Below are 23,702 nucleotides of genomic sequence, written 5' to 3' on the forward strand. Positions count from 1 at the left end.
AGGCAGTGATGCGAAGGTGACTAGGCATCTATGGAGGTTTTGATTTCGGCGATGCTGCCCATTGCCCTGGTGGCGCTGGTGGGGTTTGGAGTGGGGCGCAGCTTTGAGCTAGACATGCAAACTCTGGCGCGGATAAATATCTATGCCCTGCTGCCGGCGCTGGTGCTGACCAGCTTGGCCCAGACCACTTTAGCGCTGGGGAATGCGATCGCGATCGTCGCCAGCTTCTTGCTCAACACTGTAGTGCTGTACCTGCTGGCGGTGGCGCTGAGCGGTCGCCTCGGCTTCTCGATGGATGAGCAAAAGAGTCTGATTGCCATCGTGCTGTTCTCAAACGTGGGCAACCTGGGGCTGCCCTTCATTCTGTTTGCCCTTGGCGAGGCCGGGCTAGAGCGGGCGGTGGTGTACCTGGTGGGCTCTAGCGTGATGATTGCCAGCGTGTTCCCCATTGTGCTGAAGCAGGCCGGGCTGAAGGTGGGGCTCAATGTAACGCTGCGACTGCCGGTGTTTTGGGCTGCTTTGGCGGGTATGGGTCTCCAGGCTACGCAGGAAGCGTTTCCGCTGCCGCTGGAGCGGGGCATAGCGCTACTGGGGGAGGGTGCAATTCCGGTGGCGCTACTGACGCTGGGGGTGCAGCTAGCGCGAACAGAGCTGGTGTTTGGCCGCTATGAATTGATCGGCTCGGTACTGCGGCTAGGAGTAGCACCCCTGCTGGCCTACGGCATTGGCACGGCACTGGGCTTGCAGGGGTTAGACCGCCAAGTGCTGGTGCTACAGGCGGCGATGCCGGTCGCGGTGAATTCGCTAATTTGGGTGACGGAGCTGGGCGGCGATCGCACGCGCGTAGCCCGCACCATTCTGCTCTCAACTTTTCTCAGCGTGATTACCCTGCCGGTGGTACTGTGGCTCAGCAGCCGGTAGGGCGATTTTGGATTTTAGATTTTGGATGTTTTTTCGCCATGGCACCTAGCGATGCAGCAAAAACCCTCAATAGCGAGCTGTTGCCGCCCAGCTCTGAGCTGCGGCAGGCGGTGGCGGTAGTGTGCGATCGCGATCCTACCTTTCAGCGCATTGAGGCTGAAGCTGGCCCCCTCACCGTTCGCATCTGGGCGGCGGGGTTTCCATCGCTGGTGCGCGTTATTATGGGGCAGCAGCTGTCGTTGAGGGCTGCCCAGGCGATCTTTCAGCGGCTAGTGGCGACCATAGAGCTGACCCCTGAGGCGATCGCCGCCACTCCAGACAGCACCCTCAAACAGGTGGGGCTAAGCCAGGCTAAAATCGCCACCTGTCAACGGCTTTCGGCCACCATTTTATCGGGTCAGCTCAGCCTAGAAACCCTCGCTACCTTGCCTGACGCAGAGGCGATCGAACAGCTGACCCAGATCAAGGGCATTGGGGTTTGGACAGCGGAAGTCTACCTGCTGTTTTGCCTCCAGCGGTTGAGCAGTTTTCCCGCCTCAGATTTGGCCATTCAAATTAGCTATCAGCGGCTAAAAAATCTAGAGCAACGACCCACCCGCAAAGACCTATTGGTCTCTACAGCGACTCTCGATCCCTACCGGGGCGCGGTTGCCTACCTGCTCTGGCACTACTACCGCCATCTAGCTCAGAAGTGACTGACAACTGGGGCAAATGCCATACACCGTAAACTGGCAGTTCAGCAGCGAGAACCCGTGGGAGGCACTCTCATTGCTGCCCACCTGGGTCATTTTGGCGTCTTCGAACTCTTTCACATCGCCGCAGTGAACGCACACCAGATGGTGGTGCTGATTCATAAAGGGAGTATTGAGTTCGTAATACTTTCTGCCCTCGGCTAGCTCTAGCTCTTGCAGCAGCCCTAGCCTGACCATGACGTGCAGCGCTCTATAGATGGTAGAAAAACTGATTTTTTCTCCCTGATCTAGCAACTGTTGATGAATTTCTTCAGCATTAAGATGATGACCTAGAGCTGCCGACTGAAACAAGTCCAGTATTTTTTGCCGCTGGTTAGTGAACCGAAACCCCTCTTTATTAAGAACAGTTTTGAGTAGTTCGGGCTCCTGGTTTAAACTAGGCAGAGCGGGATCTTGTTCCATCGTCCTGTCATCACAATTGAAGAAAGCAGTTAGGTTGGCCATATAAATTAGAGCGTTGACATCTAACGAAGGGCATAACTAAAGCAGGGTTTTGGGCGATCGCCCTGGGCTGATTAAATTAGGCGTTCTTATTGAAAGTGGCTTTCAGCAAGGGGTTTGAGCCTATCGCCAATCAGTTTCGATACAAAGAATTAAACCTATTGAAAATCATTTTCGCTATCCATATTGACGGTTGAATTCTGCATTTCTCCATACTTTTTTAGGTAAACAAAGTTATTAGCAGGATTTAAAAAAATGAGCTAGGCTCAGTAAGCAACCCTGAAAGGCTAGGGCTGCTTTCACTGCTGAAAAAGGGGGATGCTTATGCCTATTACTGAAACTCTGCTGCAAACCTATGGCGAGGTTGCAAACAACCCAGTTCTGCTCGAGAAGTCGGTTACAGAGCCGGTGGTGGATGGACTGGCGACGCTCTACGCCAGCTTTACAGCCCTGTCGTTGCAGTACCAGAAGCACCACTTTGTTGTGGAAGGTTCTGAGTACTACATGCTCCACAACTATTTTGAGGAGAGCTACGAAGCGGCCCAAGGCCACGCTCACGAAGTTGGTGAGCGCCTGCACGGGCTGGGAGGCATTCCTCCTCTGAGCTTCGGCAAGCTGGCTGAGCTGTGCTGCTTCGACATGGAAAACGACGACACCTACCGCTGCCGCATCATGATCGACCACGATCTGAAAGCTGAGCAGGCCTTGATTGAACTGATTCGTCGGCTGGCTGCCCAAGCTGAAAGTTTGGGCGATCGCGCTACTCGCTACCTCTACGAGCAAATTTTGCTGAAGACCGAGGAGCGGGCTTACCATCTAGAGCACTTCCTCACTCCAGACAGCCTCAAGCTGGGCTGGTAGTTGCTGAGAAGAGCCCTCTGCAAACCCTGCTGCTCATTAACTGAGGGCAGGGTTATTTTGCTGTAGTTGTCCTCCAGCTGACGATCGCCCACGCTCACCACCTACGCATCGAGATAAACCTTCCAGATAATCCAGCTTGAAAGCCCCACAAAGGTCACGAGCACCAGCCCATGCTCCTACCGCTGGGGGTCGAAGTCCTAAGCGGTCAACGTTTTGCATCTAGCTGCGCTAGAGCTTCGGCGGGGTTGACTCTGTGCAGCATTCGGCCATTGGGCAGGCGCAGGTTTGGGCCTTGCTTGCAGGCTTTCATGCAGCCAGTTTCCCTAATAGCAACATGGGCCAAAGCTGGATCGCGATCTACGGCCTCTTGCAGGGCGCTATGGACTTGACGAGCTCCCTGCTTGTAGCATTTGCCCTTAGTGCAGACCTCGATGCACATGCGTTTTTGCGAGGTCTGAGCCGGCTTTGGAACAGGGGCAAGGTCGCCCCACTGCTGACGCAGCATCTCCGCCTCGCACTGGGGCAGAGGCAAAACATTGATCGCCCGCCAGCGATCGTCTTCGGGATAGGCCCAGACCTGGACGAAGTCACCCGGTGCTAGCTCTCGCACCAGCATGGGGCGCAAATATTTCGGCAGCTTAACGGTGAACTTGGCCTCACCCGCTTGTAGCAGCAGTCCCTTAATCTTGCCTTTGTCGGAGCGATAGACCCCGCTGTACTGACCCTTGAGCACTTGGCCAGTGGGCATTGCGGTTCCAACCTCTAGGGTGGCGGACTCGTGGAGACTCATGTCAAGCTCCTTTGCTGCCAGCAGCGCTTGAGATGGTCAGCGAGAAATAGCTTGGGCTGGATGGCAGCTTGTACCACGCTCCACACCAGCAGGGCGTCGGCGGGGGTGTGGATGGCAACGGTGAGGGAGCGATCGCCACCACAGGTGCACACCATGTGCAACTCTTGCAGGCGGCGGTAGACGTTCCAGCGGGTTACCCGGTCTAAATCAACCACGGTTTGAGCGGGGGCAGTATTTTGTAGGTCTTGCCCTGACCCTAAATAATCTGACTCTAAAACGTGCATATTAACTCGACTGAATCTCCATAGTGATGACCGCTAGGGGTCAGAACTTATTGAAACTAACTCTGAACTAAACGCTAAGGTGTTGGGCTCAGCCGAGGCTTGAAAAAGCTGGATCCCTTTCCCAGAAAGCATTAAGGCATTTTTCTAAGAATTACTGGACGCGATACCCTGGGGACATCGGTTGCTTTGCTATTGACTATCGTTGTTACTAAGATACCCAAACCTCGGGATTAATGCAACAGATTTTCAATAAGGACGTTCTATTCGCAGCAAGCCTTGCGTACCGGCGCTGGGGTTCGGTGGATTAAATTAGCCTCAGCGCTTTATAGGCGGCGGATTGGCCTGCTTGAGGCAATTGCCCACCCAGATCGCCACCCCACTGCGTTATCCCCCCGCCATTCTGTTGCGTCGCTCTAGGGATCCCAAATCGAAGAAGTTAGTACAGCTTTATGTCACCCTTGTGGCTGTGAGGATGAGCCTAGCGATCGCGTCCGCCCTACGAGTTCAACTTCGTCCTGTTGCGACCGGCCTGCGGTCTCTAACAGAACTCACACCTCATAAATATAGAAATCCCCAGCTCTTCTCTTTTTTGAGAAGGGCCGGGGATGAGGGTGAATGCGGCAAACGCGGAGGCAGTCTTACCTTGTTGGGCCACTAGCGCTTTAAAGCAGGAATCGAAATCGCATGCATGTTTTGTTTTACCCGTCGGTGCCACCCCTGCAGACCAAGGCGACGTGAGAAATACTCAGCTGCTGACAGACGTAGGCCAAAAAAGCCAATGCGTTGCCGCCACATAAATGCCTTCTCCACCAGCTTAAACCGCTTCAGATCTAGAGAGCTAACCGTCAACCTGGGCAGTTCGCTCAGTCTATAGCCTCTATCAATGAGCAAATCTGAAATGTTGGCTTCTGCTACTTGTATTTCCCAAGGAGAGAGATGCGATCGCCATAGACCACTGAACTTTGGATCTGGCCGAGTGAAGTAGCTTCCTGCTTTACTGAAGTTCAGCATTTGAGCATCGTAGTCAACACCTAAGAACTGACAAACTTCTGTCAGTGTACCTACCGTGTCATTGACCATATTCTCATAGGTAATTTCTAGATACTGCCCCTCAGGAAGATGCTGGGCCAACCGCTCCCAATCCTGCTCTGCCTCACGCCATTTTTGAGCGGCGAACCAAGGATTTTCAAACAAATGCATCTCCTTCATCCAGGAGTAGGCAACGTCCCGCCCATCTCGCACCATGTGAATAAAACGTGCATCTGGCCAAAGCTTTAAAAGCCGAATGAAATCAAAATGGCTGATCGCACCCACTGCCAGTTTATTGCTGCAATCCTGCTGTTGGCAAAGAAAATCGTTTACCAACTCATAGAAATCTAGACCAGGGTCAATAGTAAAGTCGCAGCAAGATTGAAAAACAAAATCGGATTCTAGCCATTGGCGGTATGTTGCAACATCAGGTACATCGCCATCATCAGACACCAGTTCGGTGATGTAACCCACTTCATCAACACAAGATAGCTGAGGGTGGTAGTCCAGCATGAGACGCAGGTGGGTAGAACCAGACCGCCCTGAGCAACAAATAAAGAAGGGAGATTTGACGAGTGGGCGCTGAGTGTTGCGCTCACGGGTTAACGTGTTGACGGCCGAAGTCGCAGTAAGGCGGGGCGATGCACCTTGCTTCACCATGTCTATAAATCCTTAAGTTGGGGGCAACACTTAATAGCAATGGCGATAGATAACCTATGCAAAAGTAGGTCAAAGGTTATCTAAAGGTAAACTTATACTTAAGACATGGTAGGTAAGGTTAACTAGAGATTAATTGAAGTTTTAATGAAGCTCAATAAATTTCTTATGAAGCTAGTGGTTCGGAAAGCTGCTTCTATCCCGTCATCTACCTTTAGGAATAGGTGCTAGAAAGACGCAAAATCAAGGGTCAGAAGCCTTGAAGTAGCGCCAAAAAACTTACAAACCCTGACAAAGTAACCATCGGGGGGAATATTGACATTTAGCAAGAGATCATATAAAGAGCGTGCTCTTGTTAGACAGGCCTCTCACGAGCTTAAACAGGGGAAAAGCTGCTGAACTGCCTAGGAAGTGGTGAGGAAGTAGGGATAGAACTCTGGAAAGGTTAAGAAGCAGGGAGCTCTGCTCAGTGGCACAGTCTTATGAGGCGATCGCAGTATGTTCTTTCGCCACAATATTAGAAGCAGCAAAATGAGGCTGTCATTTCTTAGTGATCGAACAAACTACGATCGTTGTTCACAGCATTTGTCTGACCAACGGCCACGCAACCAGATCACGCGCTCTACTCAACACAGCTTGTAAGAATATGTAATTTTTGCAGTCGTTGCTCATTCAACAGATCACGCAATTTGTTGGCCCTTTAAATCCACAAGAATCGCGATGGGGCAGCTATATTTCAGAATGCTCAGCCTCGACTGTATCAGTCAGTATATTTGAGCAAAGCTAAGCGTAATTACGCTTAGCTTTGTTGTTGAATACTCACTACAGCAAGATGCTTTAGAGTTGGACTTAAGGGTTCTATTCCTGTACAGCAAAAAGCTGAGCTTCTCCTTGAATATCCCTTTTCAGAAGAGATTTTAAGCTTGAATATATCCCTTTGAAGGGGATAGGTCACCTAAGCACGACAGATGCCTTTGCAAACAGCCTCTTAGCTTGATAGAGAACCAGTTTGCCAGCATCAACACCAGCGGTTCTAGCTCGCTCAAGAGAACCCACTAGCCACAATATATCTTTTCTTGTAGATGTGCTTGATTTAGCAGAAATTCTTGGCGTCAAAAAACCCTAGGCTTTGTGATATTTCGCAAACTTCTTAAGGCATTGATCTGATTATTTTCTTAAGGGACTAGTCAACACCCCATGGCTCATCGCAGAATAGCTAGGCACGGTCTATAGCTATGCCTGTTTGAGTTCCTTCCTGTTGCTCGATAAATCAATGACCCTATCTCAACCGCCCCAAGCTCAAGGTCTTTACCATCCACAGTACGAACACGATGCCTGTGGCGTTGGCTTCATCGTCCATATGAAGGGCGCTCAGTCACACACTATTGTGCAGCAGGGGCTGACAATTCTGGTCAACCTGGCTCACCGGGGCGCGGTAGGGGCTGAGGCCAACACCGGCGACGGGGCAGGCATTTTGCTGCAAATGCCCCACAAATTTATGGCCAAGGTGGCAGCGGCAGAGGGCATTACCCTACCGGGGCCAGAGCACTACGGCGTGGGCTTCTTCTTTTCGTCGCCCACCCCGGCAGACCGTGAGCAGGGTCGTCGCGTTTTTGAGCAAATTGCCGCAGAAGAGGGGCAACAGGTGCTGGGCTGGCGCGATGTGCCCACCGACAACGCCTCTCTGGGAGAGACGGCCAAGGCCAGCGAGCCGTTTATGCAGCAGGTGTTTATTCAGCGTTCTGGCGATTTGGCCGACGACCAGGCCTTTGAGCGCAAGCTATACATCATTCGCAAGCGCACCCACTCCGCCATTCACCCCGCCGACCCCTACTGGTACGCCACCAGCCTGTCGTGCCGCACGGTGGTCTATAAGGGCATGCTGACGCCAGAGCAGGTGGGGCTGTACTTCCCCGACCTGGCCGATGAGGCAATGGAAAGCGCGCTGGCCCTAGTGCACTCGCGCTTTAGCACTAATACCTTCCCCAGCTGGGAGCGGGCGCACCCCTATCGCTATGTGGCCCACAACGGCGAAATCAACACCCTACGCGGCAACATCAACTGGATGTATGCCCGCCAGTCGATGTTTGAGGCTGAGCTATTTGGCGGTGATCTCGATCGCGCCAAGCCACTGATCAACAAAGAAGGTAGCGACTCTGGCATCTTCGACAACACCCTGGAGCTGATGACGCTGGCCGGGCGATCGCTTCCCCACGCCATGATGATGATGGTGCCTGAACCCTGGACGGCCCATGAGTCGATGAGCGCCGAGAAAAAAGCCTTCTACGAATACCACGCCTGCCTGATGGAGCCCTGGGATGGCCCGGCGGCGATCGCCTTCACCGACGGCACCATGATGGGTGCGGTGCTCGATCGCAACGGCCTGCGCCCTTCCCGCTACACGGTCACCAAGGATGACCTGGTGATTATGGCCTCGGAAGCCGGAGTGCTACCCATCGAACCCGAGCGGGTCGCCTACAAGGGTCGCCTGGAGCCGGGCCGCATGTTTTTGGTGAACATGGAAGAGGGCCGCATCGTCTCTGACGAAGAGATCAAGCACCAAATCGCCGCTGAGCAACCCTACCGCGAATGGCTCGATCAGCACTTGGTGAAATTGGCAGATCTGCCGGAGTCCACAAACCCCGCAGGGTTAAACGGCAATGGCACAAATCCCGTAGGGGCGCAGCCTGCTGCGCCCCTACCCACCCCTGTGCCCCTATCGATCGCCCAAACTGCCTTTGGCTATACCTTTGAGGAGCTGCGCCTGCTGCTTAAGCCCATGGCCGAAAGCGGTGTGGAAGCTGTCGGTGCCATGGGTACTGACACGCCGCTACCCGTGCTGTCGAATAAGCCTCGGCTGCTGTACGACTACTTCCACCAGCTGTTTGCCCAGGTGACGAACCCGCCCATCGACTCCATTCGCGAGGCGATCATCACCTCTGCAGACACCACCATCGGCAGCGAGCGCAATTTGCTCCAGCCCGAGCCGGAGAGCTGTCGGCTGATTAACCTCAAAACGCCGATCATCACCAATGCGGAGCTGACCAAGCTGAAGAATGCTGAGGCTAGCGGATTTCCTTCGACGACGCTGCCCATTGTGTTCAAGGCAGCTGAGGGTGAAGCGGGGCTAGAGGCGGCGCTGAACGGGATCTTTGCGGCGGCGGATGAGGCGATCGCCCAGGGCACCAGCCTGATTATTTTGAGCGATCGCACCCTTGACGCCGACCACGCCCCCATTCCCGCGCTGCTGGCTGTCGCTGGCCTGCACCACCACCTGATTCGCAACGGCAGCCGCACCCGCGTCGGTCTGGTTCTAGAGTCGGGCGAACCGCGCGAAGTGCACCACTTCGCCACCCTGATCGGCTACGGCTGCGGCGCAATCAACCCCTACCTGGTGTTTGACACCATCGAGGGCATGATCAGCGATCAGCTGCTGCCGCCGATGGAGTTCGACAAAGCCTGCCAAAACTTTATCAAGGCCGTCACCAAGGGGGTGATCAAAATCGCCTCTAAAATTGGCATCTCCACCATTCAGAGCTATCGCGGTGCGCAGATCTTTGAAGCCTTGGGCCTCAACCACACCGTTGTTGACCAGTACTTTACCTGGACGGCCTCCCGCATTCAGGGTGTCGGGCTAGACGTATTAGCTGAAGAAGCCCTCAAGCGCCACCGCCACGCCTTCCCCGATCGCCCTACCGAGCACATTACTCTGGATGCGGGCGGCGATTACCAGTGGCGCAAAGAGGGAGAAGCCCACCTGTTTAGCCCCGAAATCATTCACTCACTGCAAAAAGCGGTGAGAACGGGCGATTACGAGGCCTATAAGCGCTACGCCGCCTTGGTGAACGAGCAAGAGAAACAGATGTTCCGCCTGCGCGACCTGCTTCAGTTCAAGCAGCGAGAGCCGATTCCCCTGGACGAGGTGGAGCCTGTCGAGGCCATCACCCGGCGGTTTAAGACCGGGGCGATGAGCTATGGGTCGATTTCTAAGGAGGCCCACGAGGCGTTGGCGATCGCCATGAACCGCCTGGGCGGCAAATCTAACACGGGCGAAGGCGGCGAAGACCCCGATCGCTATACCTGGACGAATGAAAAAGGCGACTCCAAAAACAGCGCCATCAAGCAGGTAGCCTCTGGCCGCTTCGGCGTCACCAGCCTCTATCTGTCTCAAGCTCAAGAGATCCAGATCAAAATGGCTCAGGGGGCCAAGCCTGGCGAAGGTGGTCAGCTACCGGGCCGCAAGGTCTACCCCTGGATTGCCAAGGTGCGCCACTCTACCCCCGGCGTGGGCCTGATTTCGCCGCCGCCCCACCACGATATCTACTCCATTGAAGATCTGGCCGAGCTGATCCACGACCTCAAGAACGCCAACCGCGATGCCCGCGTCAACGTCAAACTGGTGTCCGAAGTTGGGGTCGGCACCATCGCCGCTGGGGTGGCCAAAGCCCACGCCGATGTGATTCTCATCGCGGGGTTCGATGGCGGCACTGGGGCCTCACCCCAAACCTCCATCAAGCACGCCGGTCTACCCTGGGAATTGGGGTTAGCGGAAACCCACCAAACCCTAGTGTTGAACAACCTGCGCAGTCGGGTCGTCGTCGAAACCGACGGCCAAATGAAAACCGGGCGCGATGTCGTCGTCGCCGCTCTGCTGGGGGCCGAAGAGTTTGGCTTTGCCACCGCTCCCCTGATCTCCCTGGGCTGCATCATGATGCGGGTTTGCCACCTGAACACCTGCCCCGTGGGTGTCGCCACCCAAGATCCTGAGCTGCGCAAGCACTTCATGGGCGACCCCGACCACGTGGTCAACTTCATGCGGTTCATCGCCCAGGATATGCGCGAGCTGATGGCCCAACTGGGCTTCCGCACCCTGGATGAGATGGTAGGTCGCACCGATGTGCTGGAGCCAAAGGCCGCGATCGCCCACTGGAAAGCTAAGGGCCTCGACCTCTCCCCCATCCTGCACCAGCCGGAGGTTGGCCCCGAAGTCGGGCGCTACTGCCAGATGGCCCAAGACCACGGCCTGGAGAAATCGCTGGATATGACCACGTTGCTGGAGCTGTGCGAACCTGCGATCGCGCGGGGCGAAAAGGTCAGCGCCACCCTGCCAATCCAAAACGTCAACCGCGTCGTCGGCACCATTCTCGGCAACGAGATCACCAAACGCCACTGGGAGGGATTGCCGGAAGACACCGTTCACCTCCACTTCCAGGGCAGCGCTGGGCAGAGCTTTGGGGCCTTTGTGCCCAAGGGCGTCACCCTAGAGTTGGAAGGCGAAGCCAACGACTACCTGGGCAAAGGCCTCAGCGGCGGCAAGCTAATTGTCTACCCGCCCAAGCAGTCGACCTTTGTGCCCGCTGAAAACATCATCACTGGCAACGTCGCCTTCTACGGCGCGACCAGTGGCGAAGCCTACATTCGGGGGCTAGCGGGTGAGCGCTTCTGTGTGCGCAACTCGGGTGTGACCGCAGTAGTAGAAGGCGTCGGCGACCACGCTTGCGAATATATGACCGGCGGCAAGGCGATCGTGCTGGGGCTAACCGGGCGCAACTTTGCCGCCGGCATGAGCGGCGGCATCGCCTACGTGCTCGACGAAGCTGGCGATTTTGCCACTCGTTGTAACACCGAAATGGTGGATCTGGAGCAGCTCACTGACCCCGAAGAAATTCGCGACCTGCAAGAGCTGATTCAGCGTCATGTCGATTACACCCAGAGCAAGCGGGGGCTGAGCCTGCTCGAAGACTGGGATAACGCGATCACCAAGTTTGTGAAGGTGATGCCCCGCGACTACAAGCGGGTGCTGCAACACATTCAAAAAGCCCTGGCAGATGGCCTCACCGGCGACGATGCCCTAACGGCAGCGTTTGAAGAAAACGCCCGCGACGTTGCCCGCATCGGCGGAAGTTAGCGGTTGGGTATGAATTGTAGGGTGAGGTGCTACTGCTTAACTGCCTAATTTTTGGTGGGCGGTGCCCACCCTACGATCGCGAAATCCCCGTAGGGTGGGCAATGCCCACCTATCAACCAATCTAATGACAGCCCAACTGAATGCTACTCATGGAGACAAAGACTATTCAAATTCGAGTTAGAGCGTAGGTTGGGTGGAACAGAGTGGAACCCAACGAAAACTTCGGCAATGTTGGGTTCCACTGACGCTTCACCCAACCTACGCAATCTGTAAAGAGGCAAAGGTCGATAGACCCTGCCTAATTACTCCAAAGAAACTTTTTTGGTAGGCATGCAAGCATTGCCCATCCTACCTGTCTCCCCATCAACACACTTTGCAGGACAAACACCATGGGAAAACCGACTGGCTTTATGGAATACCTGCGGGAAGTGGCGCAAGAAGTTGCCCCCGCCGATCGCATTCGCAACTGGGACGAGTTCCACCTCCACATGCCGGAGGAAAACCTCCGCACTCAGGGCGCTCGCTGCATGGATTGCGGTACCCCCTTCTGCCACACGGGCATGACCATCAGCGGTATGGCCAGCGGTTGCCCCGTCAACAACCTGATTCCAGAATGGAACGACCTGGTCTATCGGGGCCTGTGGGAAGAAGCCCTGGAGCGGCTGCACAAGACCAACAACTTCCCCGAGTTCACCGGGCGCGTTTGCCCTGCTCCCTGCGAGGGTTCCTGCGTGCTGGGCATCACCAACCCCCCGGTGACGATCAAAAATATTGAGTATTCCATCGCCGAAAAGGGTTGGGAGTCGGGCTGGATTACTCCCACGCCACCGCAGCAGCGCACGGGTAAGAAAGTCGCGGTGATTGGCTCTGGCCCCGCTGGACTGGCCGCCGCTGCCCAGCTCAACTCAGCGGGCCACTGGGTCACCGTGTACGAGCGGGCCGATCGCCCCGGCGGCCTGCTGATGTACGGCATTCCCAACATGAAGCTCGATAAGCAGCAGGTAGTGCAGCGTCGGCTAGACGTGCTGGAGGCTGAGGGCGTCACCTTTGTCTGCAACACCGAAGTCGGCAAAGACATTTCGGCTGACAATCTGCTCAATGAGTTCGACTCTGTAGTGCTCTGCACCGGTTCCACTAAGCCCCGTGACCTGCCCATCGAAGGGCGCGAGCTGAAGGGCATTCACTTTGCGATGGAATTTCTCACGGCCAATACGCGATCGCTGCTGGATGGCTACCCCGGCAACGACTACATCTCGGCGGCGGGCAAAGATGTAGTGATTATCGGTGGCGGCGACACGGGCACCGACTGCGTGGGTACCTCCATTCGCCACGGGTGCAATAGCGTCACCCAGGTGGAAATCATGCCCCAGCCGCCCGAAACCCGCTCGGCGGGCAACCCCTGGCCGGAGTGGCCCAAGGTCTACAAGATGGACTATGGCCAGGAGGAAGCCGCTGCGATGTTTGGTGACGACCCCCGCGCCTACCTGACTACCGCCACCAAGTTTGAGGGCGATGAGCAGGGCAACGTGAAAGCTGTCCACACAGTGCAGATTCAGTGGGGCAAAGACGAAAATGGTCGGTTTGTGCCTCAGAACGTGCCCGGCACCGAGAAGGTTGTCCCTGCGCATCTGGTGCTGCTGGCGATGGGCTTCCTTGGTCCGGAGCAGCCCTTGATCGATGCTTTGGGCCTAGAAAAAGATGGCCGCAGCAACGTGAAGGCTGAGCATGAGCAGTACACCACTTCAATTCCGGGGGTGTTTGCCGCTGGGGATTGTCGTCGGGGCCAGAGCCTAGTGGTGTGGGCGATCAATGAAGGGCGTGGGGCGGCGCGGGAGTGCGATCGCTACCTGATGGGCACCACCGAACTGCCCTAACCTGAGCCGCCTATGCAGTTTGAGTGGGATGACCGAAAGAATGAGACCAACATCGGCAAGCATGGCTTCGACTTCGCAGACGCGTATCGAATCTTTGACTTGCCGTTGCTGATCGATCTAGATGAGCGTGATGATTATGGTGAAGACCGATGGATGGGTATCGGGTTGCTGAATGGTCGCATTATCGTGATCATATTTACAGAGCCAGAAGCAAATATCATTCGCGTCATTTCTTTAAGAAAGGCACTCTCGCATGAACGAAAGCGCTATGAACAATACATCCAAGACCGATTGGGCCAGAATTGACGCAATGACCGATGAGGATATTGACACTTCTGACATTCCGCCGCTTGATGAGGCTTTCTTTGCAAAAGCAAAGCTACGAATGCCTCATCAATCATCGGCTTCTATAGTCACTGTGCCCATTGATGCCGAAACCTTGAACTGGTTTCAGTCTCAAGGGGAAGGCGCAGAGCAACATATGGCAGCAGCTCTCAGAATCTATGCCGAATCCCAAAAGCAAGCTGCTCTGCTGCATAGGCCAACCTAAGCACAGCCGAAACTAATCAAGAAACGCTGTTGCAGCTATCTTAGCCGAACAGCGTTTCTTTGCATGAATACGCTGCCTCAGTCAATGGATTTGTTCTGTTGCATTGAGCGCATAATCACTTGAGGATTGCGTACCCTTTAACGCTTGGCGTTATGAACCTATTGCTCTACTGGTAAAAGCTTCAACGGTGTGAGATGCACAATCCGCAGGGATTGATAAAGCATTGTGCCCGGGATATGAACGATCTCTGTTGGTGGCTGAGGATCTTTGGGCCTGTAGGAACGATCGCGTTAGCCGGATGAATGATTGCGACGACTGGCCGAACCCTCCAAGGTGGCTGATGAAGCTAACAGGGATGGCGATGGTTGTAGCAAGGGGCTAATAAGGGCGATCGCAAGTCTGGATGAATGTTTAACCAAGGCTAAATAAACTTTTATCTAGCGAAATATGTTGAATAGCTCACCGCTAAATAGCGGTGATATTTTGAATAGATAACAGGTGGTGCTTACTAATCAATTGATATCGCTTCGTGTAAAGAGAACGCTCTCTTTACAACGATTTATTAGTTCAGCTTTACTAGCCCAACAAGAGATTGAGCAAATCACAGCTTCAGATAGAACATTTGAACTTCCATGAAAACCTTTTTAGGTTGTTGCAGTAGAGCAGAATCTAGGGAAAGCTAATAGTGCCTACCAGAATATAGGTAGCTATACGCAGTTTTACCTTCAAATCTAAAGCGAATTTGCTATGCCATCTAATCAGCTTAATTCACTTATTCAAAACGAGGCCAGTCGCCTCGCCGAGCATTACAAGATTGACTCCGAAGCACTTCTTGAATTTGCTCAATTTGTTATTGTCAATTATAAGAAGAAAGATAAAGCAGTTAAGAAAGTAACAAAGAAGATCAAGCCATTGTCAATGGCTGACCTTAAAAAGGCTGTTTACAGCTATTTTGAGGTCAAGGATACGACTGAGTTGAAGAAATCCGGCTCTTTCAAGATGGCCACAGACGGCATGGAGCCAATGAACTTAGGCCTGAAAGATTCTTGGGAAGTTCTATACCGAAAGTTTATTGGCGTTCTTCCTGGAGAAGATCAGGAAGAGGGCTACGGCTGCATCAACGGAATTGATATCTTCAAATACTTCTTGCCTTGGCGAGTATTTGACCTCAATCCGAAGTCGGCTTCGAAAGAAGATATCAAAAAGGCTTATCACGCTTTAAGTAAAACGTATCATCCAGACACTTCGGGCACGGGCGATACCAAAGTTTTTGACCGCATCAACACCATGTACCAAAGCATTGGTGCGGAGGCTTAGAAATGGCAAAGGACACTTCGAGTTTCACCATCAAGGAGAAAGACCTAGCAGATGCCTTAGGGATTTCTGTTAGTAAATTAGATAAAATCATAGCCTTCTTTGAGTCTGATCCCAATGATGAGTGGGATTTAAGAGAGAACGATCACTATATCTACTTAAACAAAAAGCTTCAAGAACGAATCTTTGCGGAGCACGGGGCCTTTGCGATCGCAAAGTATATGGACTCAGTAGAGCCGAAGAGCCTCTGGGACAATATTGTTGAATTCATAACCAAGCATAAGGAAAAACTCCGAAATGCTTTCGTTCGCCGCAAAATCCATGAGAACTGTAGTTCTCTAAGTCCTAGAAATAATAGATACTTTCTGTCCAAGAAGGATGCGGTTAACATCTTCTGCACGAGCTACGCTCGTCTTAACCGTGCCTTTGATTCAATTCAACGCTCTGAAAGGCCGCTTGTTAAATTTGAAGATTTCGACGACTTTGATGGAGTTAGATACTATTCCTTATCTGGCTTTGATCGGTTAAGCCGGGAACTAGCTCAGTCATTGACTATGAAAGACCGTAGGGAATGGTGTAAAGCCGTTGAGGTAGTAGGGAAAAAGACACTTAATTTAATCATCGACGCCGAGACGGCTCGGCAAAAAGAGATTACTAAAGCCAAAGCGGCTGCCAAAAAGCGAGATAAAGAAACTTGCCAAATTACTCGCAGTAAATACGGTAAGTCCAATAAATTTAATCTCGCTGCTCATCATATCTACTCCGACAGAGACTATCCAGACCTAGCTGCCTGCATAGATAACCTTATGACCCTTAACGAGGAAGTCCATAAGGAGTTTCATAGCTGGAATGGCGGCACTCAGAAAAGCTGTACGGCTGATGAGATGATCAATTTCCTGATGGAGCGATATCCCGACGCTGAAGAAGCCTTGTTAAAGCTTTACAAGGTCAAAACTTTGTTTGGTCAGCACAGTCCAAAATCTGCATTAGGTTATAAGTCTTTTCCGCCTGCGGCTTGATAGTAACTATGGGCTTTACGCCCTACTCCACTAGTGACATAAGTAAGCAATTGGGATGTGGGTCGTAGGAAACTGCGATCGCTACCTCACAGGCACCATTGAACTGCCTCAAGCTCACCAACTCGGAAACCGGGTTCCAACTAAGCTTTAATAGCTAAATTAGCTTTTAGAGTTTAGAGCAAGGAACCCGGTTTTACTGTCGAGTCCAAAATGCCCCTGCCTCATTTCCAAAACCCAGCCTTGCTTCGGCAAGCGCTCACCCACAGCAGCTACGCCAACGAACACCCTAACGAAGGCCCCGACTACGATCGCCTAGAGTTTTTGGGCAACGGCATTCTTGAAGTTGTGGTGCGCGATTTAATCTTTGCTCGCTATCCTCACCTAGCCGTGGGGGAAATGTCGCAGCGGTGCGAGCATTGCCCGTACAGTGCAACTTCAGTGTCGCGAATAACTCTGCCGGTTTGGGCAGATTCGACTGCTCAGGTACTTTCCTCAGTAAAACGGTCTTGGAAGCAGCAAAGCCGATCTGCTGCTTGCCGTAGCGGCGACAGTGCTTAAGTGTTGATATGTCGGAACTCAAGGGTGCGAATCTATAACTGGACTAGTTTAGGGTGCAGGACGGCAGCGGATATTGATGCAATTGTACTATTGCCCCACGAAAGGATCTGAGTTACTTTTTATACAAGCTCGGTATTAGTCATGAGCTGTTATCAACATTAACTAGGCCTACATAGATATCGCACAGAGCGCATAGCTATGGGGTTAGCGGGTAAAAGTCGGTTGGCAGTATAGCCATACGCCCTTTGCGATTGCTATGTAGATCTAGTTACTGTGAATCGTTTGGTGGTAAGTGCGCTGCTGAGGTGTACCATCACTAAGTGAATCCAGTAGCTGAATAATAGTTTGTTTTCTAATTAATCCGAGCCGTTGTTTTTTGGTCAATTACATGGCTCAAAGAAATTTAGGCTCTGAAAAATTGCAACGACCTACTGTAGCCGTTTTTGCTGATGGTCAAAACGTTTGTTTAAAGAAATATGGTTCGACAATCATCGATTTTGTTAATAGCTTAGGTGACATACCCTTTTTGTATGCTTATCACCACTGGCGTGCAATCCCAAAAGAAACAGAGCATAAATTGCAGTTACAAGGTTGGCAATGTGTTGATGTCGCTGTTAAAACAAGAAACGAACTTGACAACCGTTTAATGAGCGACTTTGCTCGGTTAAGTATCCATTGGATGCCTGATATTCTTGTTTTGGTAACAGGAGATAAAGATTTTTCACCTCTTATCAGAGCTTGTCAGATGTCAGAGCGTAGAGTCATTGTTATAGGCCGACATAATAATGTGAGTCAGCGATTGCAAAAGTTAAATCCAAAAGATATCTTCTTCGTAGAAGATTTGCAAAAATTCAGCAAGGAAGCCGCATAGCACTCTCGGCTCCTAAAGCTTCAGGAAGTCTTTTTAAGAAGGCTTCCTGAAAAGCTCTCTCGCAGTAGTTTATCAACTCTAATGCCCCTGCCTAACTTCCAAAATTCAGCATTATTACAGCAGGCTGTTACCCACAGCACCTACGCCTATGAACATCCTGAAGAAGGATTCGATTATGAGCGCCTGGAGTTTTTGGGTGATAGCATTATTGAACTAGTAGTTCGAGACTTACTCTTCACTCGTTATCCCACAATGACTGAGGGAGAAATGTCAAAACGGGGCGATCGCTTAGTTGGAAAGTTCTTTTTGGCATCCCTATCAGTACAGCTAGGCATCCCACCAATGCTTCGTTTAGGGACTGGCGCACAGCATGAGCGAGATAATCCCAGTGTTCAAGCTGATGCGTTTGAGGCCATGATTGGTGCTTATCGATTAGATGCCGGTCTAGATGCTGCATACAAGTATGTAGCATCCATCTTCAAACCCTTAGTCGATATGGCGTTAGACTTTCGAGCTACAGATCCGGTTAGTGAGTTTCAAGAGTATGTGCAAGCTCATATTGGGAGTTCAAGCCTGCCAGAATATCGGTTGCAAAAAGCATTTGGCCCCGATCACGCAAAAGAATTTGCTGTTGAGGTTTACGTAGGCGAAATTAGCTACGGCATTGGCCAAGGGCGGAGCAAAAAAGAAGCACGTAAAAATGCAGCTATTGACGCCTTGAGGAGGCTAAAACGATGAAGGCAGCAATTTTGGGCTGTGGGTATGTCGGCAAGGCCGTAGCGCACCTGTGGAAATCCCAAGGAATTCATATAACAGCCACGACCACCAGCTCTGATCGAGTGAGTGATTTGCAGACAGTAGCCGATGCTGTGCAGGTGGTCAGTGGGTCAGATGCAGACGGCATTGTCGCCCTCCTGCAAGACCAAGACACACTGCTCATCTGCGTAGGGGCCGGTCGCCAAGCGAACTACGAAGACGTTTACTTAAAGACAGCTCAAACAGTCGTGGGCGCTCTCGAGCAGTCCCCCAACATGAAGCAAATTATTTTCACCAGCAGCTATTCCGTGTATGGCAACTACGACGGGGCTTGGGTGAGAGAAGACGACCCAGTCAAACCCGCCACCGACAACGCCCGCACTATGGCCGAGACCGAGCAAACGCTGCTAGGAGCAGCTACACCCGATCGCAACGTCTGTATCTTCCGCCTCGGCGGCATCTATGGCCCAGGGCGAGAGCTGTCCAAAATCTACAGCCGCGCCGCTGGCACCACCCGCCCCGGCTCTGGCCACGAAGGCAGCAACTGGATTCATTTAGATGACATCGTCGGGGCGATCGCCCATGCCCAAACTCACTCCCTTAGCGGCCTCTACAACCTGGTGCAAGACGAAATCCCCACCGTGCGCGAGCTGATCGATCGCGTCTGCCAAGCCAACCAGCTAGAGCCCGTACAGTGGGATCCATCACAACCCAGTGCCCGCCCCTACAACGTGCGCGTGTCGAACCAAAAACTCAAGGCAGCAGGCTACACCTTCCGCCACAGCACCTTTGAAGGCATTTAGGAAGCCTAATTCTGCCCCACAAACTCAATGCTGGCCAGATGCAGCTTGCCCTGGGGAACCTGATCAAACACCAGCTCTACACTCGTCAACGCCGCCAGATCTACGCCTGAAAACTGCCCTAGGGGAATGCGCAGGGCGCTGGGATAGAGGGGTGCCGTGTTGCCGTGGGTAGAGTCAGCCTCAAACTGCCTCAAAGCAGGCACAGTAGAGAGAATTTCAACTCGCGCCGCGCTCCCCTGGCGATCGCGCAGCACCACCGCAAACACCGGCTGCCCCTGGGGTATCGACCAAGATGGATCAGGGGCGAGACGCAGTTCAAGGCTGGTAAAGTTGCTGATGTTGACGCCCTCTAGAGGTACTTGCAGCGATTCTGTAGCGGCCTCCCACCCCAGGGTAAGCAGGGTGGGAAAGTGGGGGTAGGGCCGTGAGGTCTGTTGGCAATCGGTCAGCGGCTCACAGAAGGTTGCCTTTAGCCCAGCAGTGAGAATAGATACCGGAGCCTTCTCGGCCTCAAACACGGTGTAGCGCTGGGCATTGGGAGACACGAGAGCAGTGAGTACCGACTGACCAAACAGCTCCACTGGGGCCACTCGATCAGGAGCCATGCCCACCTCAGCCACGTCCACCTCCCCAGAGGCAGGCCAGACGGTGCGCAAAAACGCTTGGGTGTACTGAGCAAGAAAGTTTTCTTGGGCCACCCGCGACAGGCGGTCGCGCGATCGCTGCGGGTTGCACAACGGCCCATTGTTGGGCCTGCGGTAGTAGTCATCCTCCGCCACAGCAGCGTTGAAATAGTTGTGGTTGGCCCCCGTCAGCAGTAGCCCCACAACCGGCGTTGTGCGGGGCTGCTGCCGGGCCATTTCGACGTAGTAGAGGCTGCTGAGGTCAAAAATGTCGCGATCGCACCCCCCAGCGATCACCGCTGTCGGCACATCTGGTAGCTGATAGGCATCGGGGCGTTGGGCCATGGGGTAGCTGCGCGTAGGGCTAATCAGCACCAAGGCCGACGGGCTCAGGCCAGAGACGGTTCTGCCTTGCAGGGCGCTGAGGGCCGCTGCGCCACCGCCCATAGAGTGACCCACCATCGCCAGACGAGTCGAGTCAACCCGCCCAGTCAGAGAAATTCCAAAGCCGGCATCATCCCCTTGGTGGGCCTGGGCCAAGCGGGTTAGGTGGGCGTCAATAATTTGGCCGCTGCGCTGGTCAGCAAAGTCGTTGCGGGTGTCAGCGGTGGCCCCGTAGGTTTCGCTAAAGGCCGCATTTAGATTAGGAATCAGCACACCGTAGCCGGCCTCAGCTAAAGACTGGGCCAGGTAGGCAAAGCCCAGATCAAAGCGAGGTTCAGGAGCACAGGGCCACTGGCTAGTAGCCTCGGGCTGAAAATGACACCCAGCATGGCGACCGTGGAGCACCACAACCCAGGGAATGGTGGAATCACCGGGAGGCAGGGCGATCGCCCCGGTCAGCGCCAGCGGCATGATGCCAACCTCCGTGCCACTCTGGGCCAGATTGGCCATGCCTAAATCGTAGGATCTCACCAAGGGAAAATTTGCCAGATCGGGGGTAAGAGCCGTCTCTGGCGGAGGCAAAAGCGCCAGGCCTGCTACCGGAATCCCTCCCAAGCTCAGCACCAGCGTGAGCATTGCTAGACCTAAAAACCTTCTAACATCTCTAATTCCCCCGCGTAGGGGCGCAGCATGCTGCGCCCCTACAGCACGTGAGGTGTCAATCGAAGCTATTGCAGCGCGATTTGGCAAAGGATACCGAGATCGCAAAACGGCTCTACGACGAGTTTTTTGCCATCGCAGAGCCATCCAAACTTGCAAAACGCGACCTGGCCTAGTAGCCGTAGCTCCAACGGGCTCGGTAACCCCGCACGTCGATGTGGGTAAACACCGAAGAGCTGGCCAAGCCGCCCCGGCTGCCCCACCAGCCGTTGAGCCTCGCATACACGTCATAGCACCGCACGCCGGGCACCACAAAGTCCACCGCATCGCCTGATAGGTGACGCGACATCGAGGCTCCGCCGACCGCCGCATTGGTAGCCGGGTCACGATACCAGGAATTAATTTTTAGTGGCTTATCGCCGTACATCTTGCGAATTTCTTCCATGGCATCGGCCACTTTCAAAATGTTGTAGATGACGCCAGCGTTGGCGGGGCGACGATAGGCCCCCGTAGAGCGGTTGACGTGCAGAGCCTCGCCCCAGGTAAAGTTGCCCCGCACCCCGTAGCGATTTTTAGGCTGAATCGGGTCGTTGGAGTAGTAGGTGCCCGTAAACCCAGGGAAGCTCATTGCCACGCCCCGATCGGCTGGGTTAGTGGGCTGCCCTGGCCCTTGGTCACTGGGACGGTTGCCAAGCTCGGTGCCCGAAATTTGAATATCAGGCACATAGGCATGCCAAGACGTACGGTTTTGGGGGCCAAGAAAGGCCCCTTGCAGGGCCACCCGCACATGGTTGCTCTCAGGCTGAGCGTAGGAGTTCAACAAGAACACCGTGCCCTTCTTCACCAGCACTTTATCGGCATCAGAGAGCTGGCTAGCTTGCACTGGCCGAGCCTTAAAGATGGTGTCGCCTGTAACCTCCAAGGTCTGACGGTTGCCGTCTACCTTGGTGTCGAGGCTGTAGACATACCACTTGGTGTTGACTTCGGCCCCCGCGATCGCATCGGCAAGTTCAATCTCGTAGTGGTCACCCGCTGCTGGCTTAAAAGCTAGCAGATTCACCTGAGTGCCATTTTTAACAAACAACTTCTGCGACTCGCTCAGCTGCGACGAAATTTTAGGCTCAGTCTTGAAGAGGGTATCGCTGATCACCCGCAGCCGAACGCCGGTCAGCACATCAATGTCTGGGGTGTAGACATACCAGCTGCGATTGGTTTTGTCGCCCAGGGTAGGTTCAAGCAGCTGCACCTGCCAGTGGTTTTTGCCCACATCGATGTAGTACTGAATGTCCAAGGTCGTACCATTGGTCACCAGCACCTTTTCAGCGTCGGTAAGCTCGCCGGCCAGCTTGGGCTGTAGCTTGAAGTAGGTCGTGCTTTTGACTCGCAGCGTCAGGCTCTTAGCGGGCTCAGGAGCGGGTTCTCCTCCCGAACCAGGATCGACAGGCGAGGTGCCGCCGTCTGTAGGGGGTGGAGTTTCGCCTTCGGGCGGTGGGGTTTGACCCCCTGAAGACCCAGCCTGCTCTGGTTCTGGCCCGCCAGTCCCTACCGACACCGTCATGGCTAGGGGCGAATCCGCTCGCAAAAACCAGTCCCGCATGCCCTCCACATTTAGCACCCGTTCGTTAGGGTTGGCGGCAGAGGGGCGCTTCTGAATGCGGGAGATCCACTGGTTTCCCTGCATCAGGTAAAAAGCTTCATCGGTTTCCTTAACCCAGGTACCCATGGTTGAACTCCCGTAGACACAGTGCAGTGCTGGCCCATGCAGAGATGGCCACCTAGCTATGAATATTAGAATCTAAAAGCCGTTGTGGCGCAGTTTTGCCGCTAATCCGCTAGGTTTGTTACCCAAAGCCGTTACCAACGGCACGCTAGGGGAAGAGGATCCCAAAATGTGGGCACTCAGGTCAGTGCGCCCAGCTTCCAGAAACCCCAGGGAGGACAGGTCTGGAGTAGCGTTGCCCTTCAAGTGACCCCAGCTTTGGTAGATCAGCGGCAGAGCGCTGCTGCCAATCAGCAGGGCGATCGCCAAACTCAAGGCCCCATCCACCCAAAACCAGTGGAACAGGGCCATACACAGCGCCCCCACAATCACCCCTACCGAACTCACCAGGTCAGCGACTACGTGCAAAAACGCCCCGCGCCGATTTAGCGACTCGTTACCCTGGCCGTGCAGCAGCCACACCCCAAACCCGTTAATGCCCAAGCCCACCAGCGCCGTTCCCAGCATTGGCCCACTGACCAGGGCCACAGGTGGCGCACTTAGGTGCTGCCAGGCTTCTAGGGAGATCAACCCTGCCATGGCCAACAGCCCCAGGCCATTGACCAGAGCCGCGATCGCCTCCAAACGAGGCTGCCCCGGTCGAGGGCGGGCCAGCGTCAGACGCGTCAGCCAGCTCGCCGACAGCGCCAGGGCGATCGCCCCCACATCAGTCAGCATGTGCCCCGCGTCTGACTGAAGCGCTAGGCTGTGGCTCTGACTACCCACCAGCCATTCCACCACCGCGAACCCCAGCACTACGCTAAGGAATAGGCCCAACCGCTGGCGATCAACATCATTTAGGCCACAGCGGCAGGCAAAAGGCGACGTTGGGTGAACCGAACAAACCATAGGTAAACCGCAAATCTAGGCAATTTTTCTAGCATCTTG

General features: G+C 53.9%; 20 protein-coding genes. 13 read left to right on the top strand and 7 right to left on the bottom strand.

The genetic code is table 11. From position 1 onward, the window contains the following. The first annotated feature begins 30 nt into the window (after positions 1-30). On the top strand, positions 31-921 hold the full coding sequence (locus tag H6F75_RS17715) for an AEC family transporter (protein ID WP_190753776.1): 891 nt from the start codon (positions 31-33) through the stop codon (positions 919-921). 38 nt (positions 922-959) lie between these two features. After that, positions 960-1,616, top strand: coding sequence for a DNA-3-methyladenine glycosylase 2 family protein (locus H6F75_RS17720; protein ID WP_190753777.1), 657 nt, complete (start codon positions 960-962; stop codon positions 1,614-1,616). Here the strand turns inward: H6F75_RS17720 and H6F75_RS17725 are convergent. Beyond that, complete coding sequence (locus tag H6F75_RS17725; protein ID WP_190753778.1) at positions 1,602-2,075, bottom strand: Fur family transcriptional regulator; 474 nt, start codon at positions 2,073-2,075, stop codon at positions 1,602-1,604. The genes H6F75_RS17720 and H6F75_RS17725 overlap by 15 nt on opposite strands. A 363-nt stretch (positions 2,076-2,438) precedes the next feature. Between H6F75_RS17725 and H6F75_RS17730 the strand changes: the two genes are divergently transcribed. Next, on the top strand, positions 2,439-2,975 hold the full coding sequence (locus tag H6F75_RS17730) for a ferritin-like domain-containing protein (protein WP_073608086.1): 537 nt from the start codon (positions 2,439-2,441) through the stop codon (positions 2,973-2,975). 205 nt (positions 2,976-3,180) lie between these two features. Here H6F75_RS17730 and H6F75_RS17735 read toward each other — a convergent pair whose 3' ends face one another. The 3 genes from H6F75_RS17735 to H6F75_RS17745 all read right to left on the bottom strand — a co-directional run bounded on the left by H6F75_RS17735 (position 3,181) and on the right by H6F75_RS17745 (position 5,738). After that, positions 3,181-3,765, bottom strand: coding sequence for a (2Fe-2S) ferredoxin domain-containing protein (locus tag H6F75_RS17735; RefSeq protein ID WP_206754689.1), 585 nt, complete (start codon positions 3,763-3,765; stop codon positions 3,181-3,183). Further along, positions 3,762-4,049, bottom strand: a complete 288-nt coding sequence (locus H6F75_RS17740; RefSeq protein ID WP_190753780.1) for an Asr1405/Asl0597 family protein — start codon at positions 4,047-4,049, stop codon at positions 3,762-3,764. The genes H6F75_RS17735 and H6F75_RS17740 overlap by 4 nt, the downstream gene beginning before the upstream one ends. A gap of 654 nt (positions 4,050-4,703) precedes the next feature. Then, positions 4,704-5,738 (bottom strand): sulfotransferase, encoded by a 1,035-nt coding sequence (locus H6F75_RS17745; RefSeq protein ID WP_190753781.1) that lies wholly within the window; start codon positions 5,736-5,738, stop codon positions 4,704-4,706. 1,270 nt (positions 5,739-7,008) lie between these two features. Here H6F75_RS17745 and gltB point away from each other — a divergent pair. The 10 genes from gltB to H6F75_RS17795 all read left to right on the top strand — a co-directional run bounded on the left by gltB (position 7,009) and on the right by H6F75_RS17795 (position 19,388). Further along, on the top strand, positions 7,009-11,643 hold the full coding sequence (gene gltB, locus H6F75_RS17750; RefSeq protein ID WP_190753782.1) for a glutamate synthase large subunit: 4,635 nt from the start codon (positions 7,009-7,011) through the stop codon (positions 11,641-11,643). Positions 11,644-12,032: 389 nt separating this feature from the next. Next, the gene (gene gltD / locus H6F75_RS17755) at positions 12,033-13,517 is read left to right on the top strand and encodes a glutamate synthase small subunit (RefSeq protein WP_190753783.1); all 1,485 of its coding nucleotides are present in this window, start codon (positions 12,033-12,035) and stop codon (positions 13,515-13,517) included. 12 nt (positions 13,518-13,529) lie between these two features. After that, positions 13,530-13,823, top strand: a complete 294-nt coding sequence (locus H6F75_RS17760; protein ID WP_190753784.1) for a BrnT family toxin — start codon at positions 13,530-13,532, stop codon at positions 13,821-13,823. Then, the gene (locus tag H6F75_RS17765) at positions 13,771-14,067 is read left to right on the top strand and encodes a hypothetical protein (RefSeq protein WP_190627094.1); all 297 of its coding nucleotides are present in this window, start codon (positions 13,771-13,773) and stop codon (positions 14,065-14,067) included. The genes H6F75_RS17760 and H6F75_RS17765 overlap by 53 nt, the downstream gene beginning before the upstream one ends. Positions 14,068-14,814: 747 nt before the next feature. Next, the gene (locus H6F75_RS17770; protein WP_190753785.1) at positions 14,815-15,384 is read left to right on the top strand and encodes a DnaJ domain-containing protein; all 570 of its coding nucleotides are present in this window, start codon (positions 14,815-14,817) and stop codon (positions 15,382-15,384) included. Positions 15,385-15,386: 2 nt separating this feature from the next. Further along, a complete protein-coding gene (locus tag H6F75_RS17775) occupies positions 15,387-16,400 on the top strand; it encodes a hypothetical protein (protein ID WP_190753786.1) in 1,014 nt (337 codons plus the stop codon). A gap of 210 nt (positions 16,401-16,610) precedes the next feature. After that, complete coding sequence (locus H6F75_RS17780; protein ID WP_190753787.1) at positions 16,611-16,958, top strand: hypothetical protein; 348 nt, start codon at positions 16,611-16,613, stop codon at positions 16,956-16,958. Between the two features lie 388 nt (positions 16,959-17,346). Beyond that, a complete protein-coding gene (locus tag H6F75_RS17785; RefSeq protein WP_190753788.1) occupies positions 17,347-17,829 on the top strand; it encodes an NYN domain-containing protein in 483 nt (160 codons plus the stop codon). A gap of 81 nt (positions 17,830-17,910) precedes the next feature. Continuing rightward, complete coding sequence (rnc, locus tag H6F75_RS17790; RefSeq protein ID WP_190753789.1) at positions 17,911-18,567, top strand: ribonuclease III; 657 nt, start codon at positions 17,911-17,913, stop codon at positions 18,565-18,567. Next, on the top strand, positions 18,564-19,388 hold the full coding sequence (locus H6F75_RS17795) for an SDR family oxidoreductase (protein ID WP_190753790.1): 825 nt from the start codon (positions 18,564-18,566) through the stop codon (positions 19,386-19,388). The genes rnc and H6F75_RS17795 overlap by 4 nt, the downstream gene beginning before the upstream one ends. 5 nt (positions 19,389-19,393) lie before the next feature. Here H6F75_RS17795 and H6F75_RS17800 read toward each other — a convergent pair whose 3' ends face one another. The 3 genes from H6F75_RS17800 to H6F75_RS17810 form a co-directional block, all read right to left on the bottom strand. Beyond that, on the bottom strand, positions 19,394-21,031 hold the full coding sequence (locus tag H6F75_RS17800; RefSeq protein WP_190753791.1) for a hypothetical protein: 1,638 nt from the start codon (positions 21,029-21,031) through the stop codon (positions 19,394-19,396). Positions 21,032-21,227: 196 nt separating this feature from the next. Further along, positions 21,228-22,778, bottom strand: coding sequence for a D-Ala-D-Ala carboxypeptidase family metallohydrolase (locus H6F75_RS17805; protein WP_190753792.1), 1,551 nt, complete (start codon positions 22,776-22,778; stop codon positions 21,228-21,230). Between the two features lie 72 nt (positions 22,779-22,850). Beyond that, on the bottom strand, positions 22,851-23,663 hold the full coding sequence (locus H6F75_RS17810; protein ID WP_190753793.1) for a cation diffusion facilitator family transporter: 813 nt from the start codon (positions 23,661-23,663) through the stop codon (positions 22,851-22,853). Between the last annotated feature and the right edge of the window lie 39 nt (positions 23,664-23,702).

It is taken from the genome of Nodosilinea sp. FACHB-131 (genome assembly GCF_014695395.1).
Taxonomy (GTDB): domain Bacteria; phylum Cyanobacteriota; class Cyanobacteriia; order Phormidesmidales; family Phormidesmidaceae; genus Nodosilinea.

Bases quoted from the DNA above. Each gene is read 5' to 3' on its own strand.
- H6F75_RS17715 (WP_190753776.1), top strand. From the start codon at position 31: ATGGAGGTTTTGATTTCGGCGATGCTGCCCATTGCCCTGGTGGCGCTG.
- H6F75_RS17720 (WP_190753777.1), top strand. From the start codon at position 960: ATGGCACCTAGCGATGCAGCAAAAACCCTCAATAGCGAGCTGTTGCCG.
- H6F75_RS17725 (WP_190753778.1), bottom strand. From the start codon at position 2,075: ATGGAACAAGATCCCGCTCTGCCTAGTTTAAACCAGGAGCCCGAACTA.
- H6F75_RS17730 (WP_073608086.1), top strand. From the start codon at position 2,439: ATGCCTATTACTGAAACTCTGCTGCAAACCTATGGCGAGGTTGCAAAC.
- H6F75_RS17735 (WP_206754689.1), bottom strand. From the start codon at position 3,765: ATGAGTCTCCACGAGTCCGCCACCCTAGAGGTTGGAACCGCAATGCCC.
- H6F75_RS17740 (WP_190753780.1), bottom strand. From the start codon at position 4,049: ATGCACGTTTTAGAGTCAGATTATTTAGGGTCAGGGCAAGACCTACAA.
- H6F75_RS17745 (WP_190753781.1), bottom strand. From the start codon at position 5,738: ATGGTGAAGCAAGGTGCATCGCCCCGCCTTACTGCGACTTCGGCCGTC.
- gltB (WP_190753782.1), top strand. From the start codon at position 7,009: ATGACCCTATCTCAACCGCCCCAAGCTCAAGGTCTTTACCATCCACAG.
- gltD (WP_190753783.1), top strand. From the start codon at position 12,033: ATGGGAAAACCGACTGGCTTTATGGAATACCTGCGGGAAGTGGCGCAA.
- H6F75_RS17760 (WP_190753784.1), top strand. From the start codon at position 13,530: ATGCAGTTTGAGTGGGATGACCGAAAGAATGAGACCAACATCGGCAAG.
- H6F75_RS17765 (WP_190627094.1), top strand. From the start codon at position 13,771: ATGAACGAAAGCGCTATGAACAATACATCCAAGACCGATTGGGCCAGA.
- H6F75_RS17770 (WP_190753785.1), top strand. From the start codon at position 14,815: ATGCCATCTAATCAGCTTAATTCACTTATTCAAAACGAGGCCAGTCGC.
- H6F75_RS17775 (WP_190753786.1), top strand. From the start codon at position 15,387: ATGGCAAAGGACACTTCGAGTTTCACCATCAAGGAGAAAGACCTAGCA.
- H6F75_RS17780 (WP_190753787.1), top strand. From the start codon at position 16,611: ATGCCCCTGCCTCATTTCCAAAACCCAGCCTTGCTTCGGCAAGCGCTC.
- H6F75_RS17785 (WP_190753788.1), top strand. From the start codon at position 17,347: ATGGCTCAAAGAAATTTAGGCTCTGAAAAATTGCAACGACCTACTGTA.
- rnc (WP_190753789.1), top strand. From the start codon at position 17,911: ATGCCCCTGCCTAACTTCCAAAATTCAGCATTATTACAGCAGGCTGTT.
- H6F75_RS17795 (WP_190753790.1), top strand. From the start codon at position 18,564: ATGAAGGCAGCAATTTTGGGCTGTGGGTATGTCGGCAAGGCCGTAGCG.
- H6F75_RS17800 (WP_190753791.1), bottom strand. From the start codon at position 21,031: ATGCTCACGCTGGTGCTGAGCTTGGGAGGGATTCCGGTAGCAGGCCTG.
- H6F75_RS17805 (WP_190753792.1), bottom strand. From the start codon at position 22,778: ATGGGTACCTGGGTTAAGGAAACCGATGAAGCTTTTTACCTGATGCAG.
- H6F75_RS17810 (WP_190753793.1), bottom strand. From the start codon at position 23,663: ATGGTTTGTTCGGTTCACCCAACGTCGCCTTTTGCCTGCCGCTGTGGC.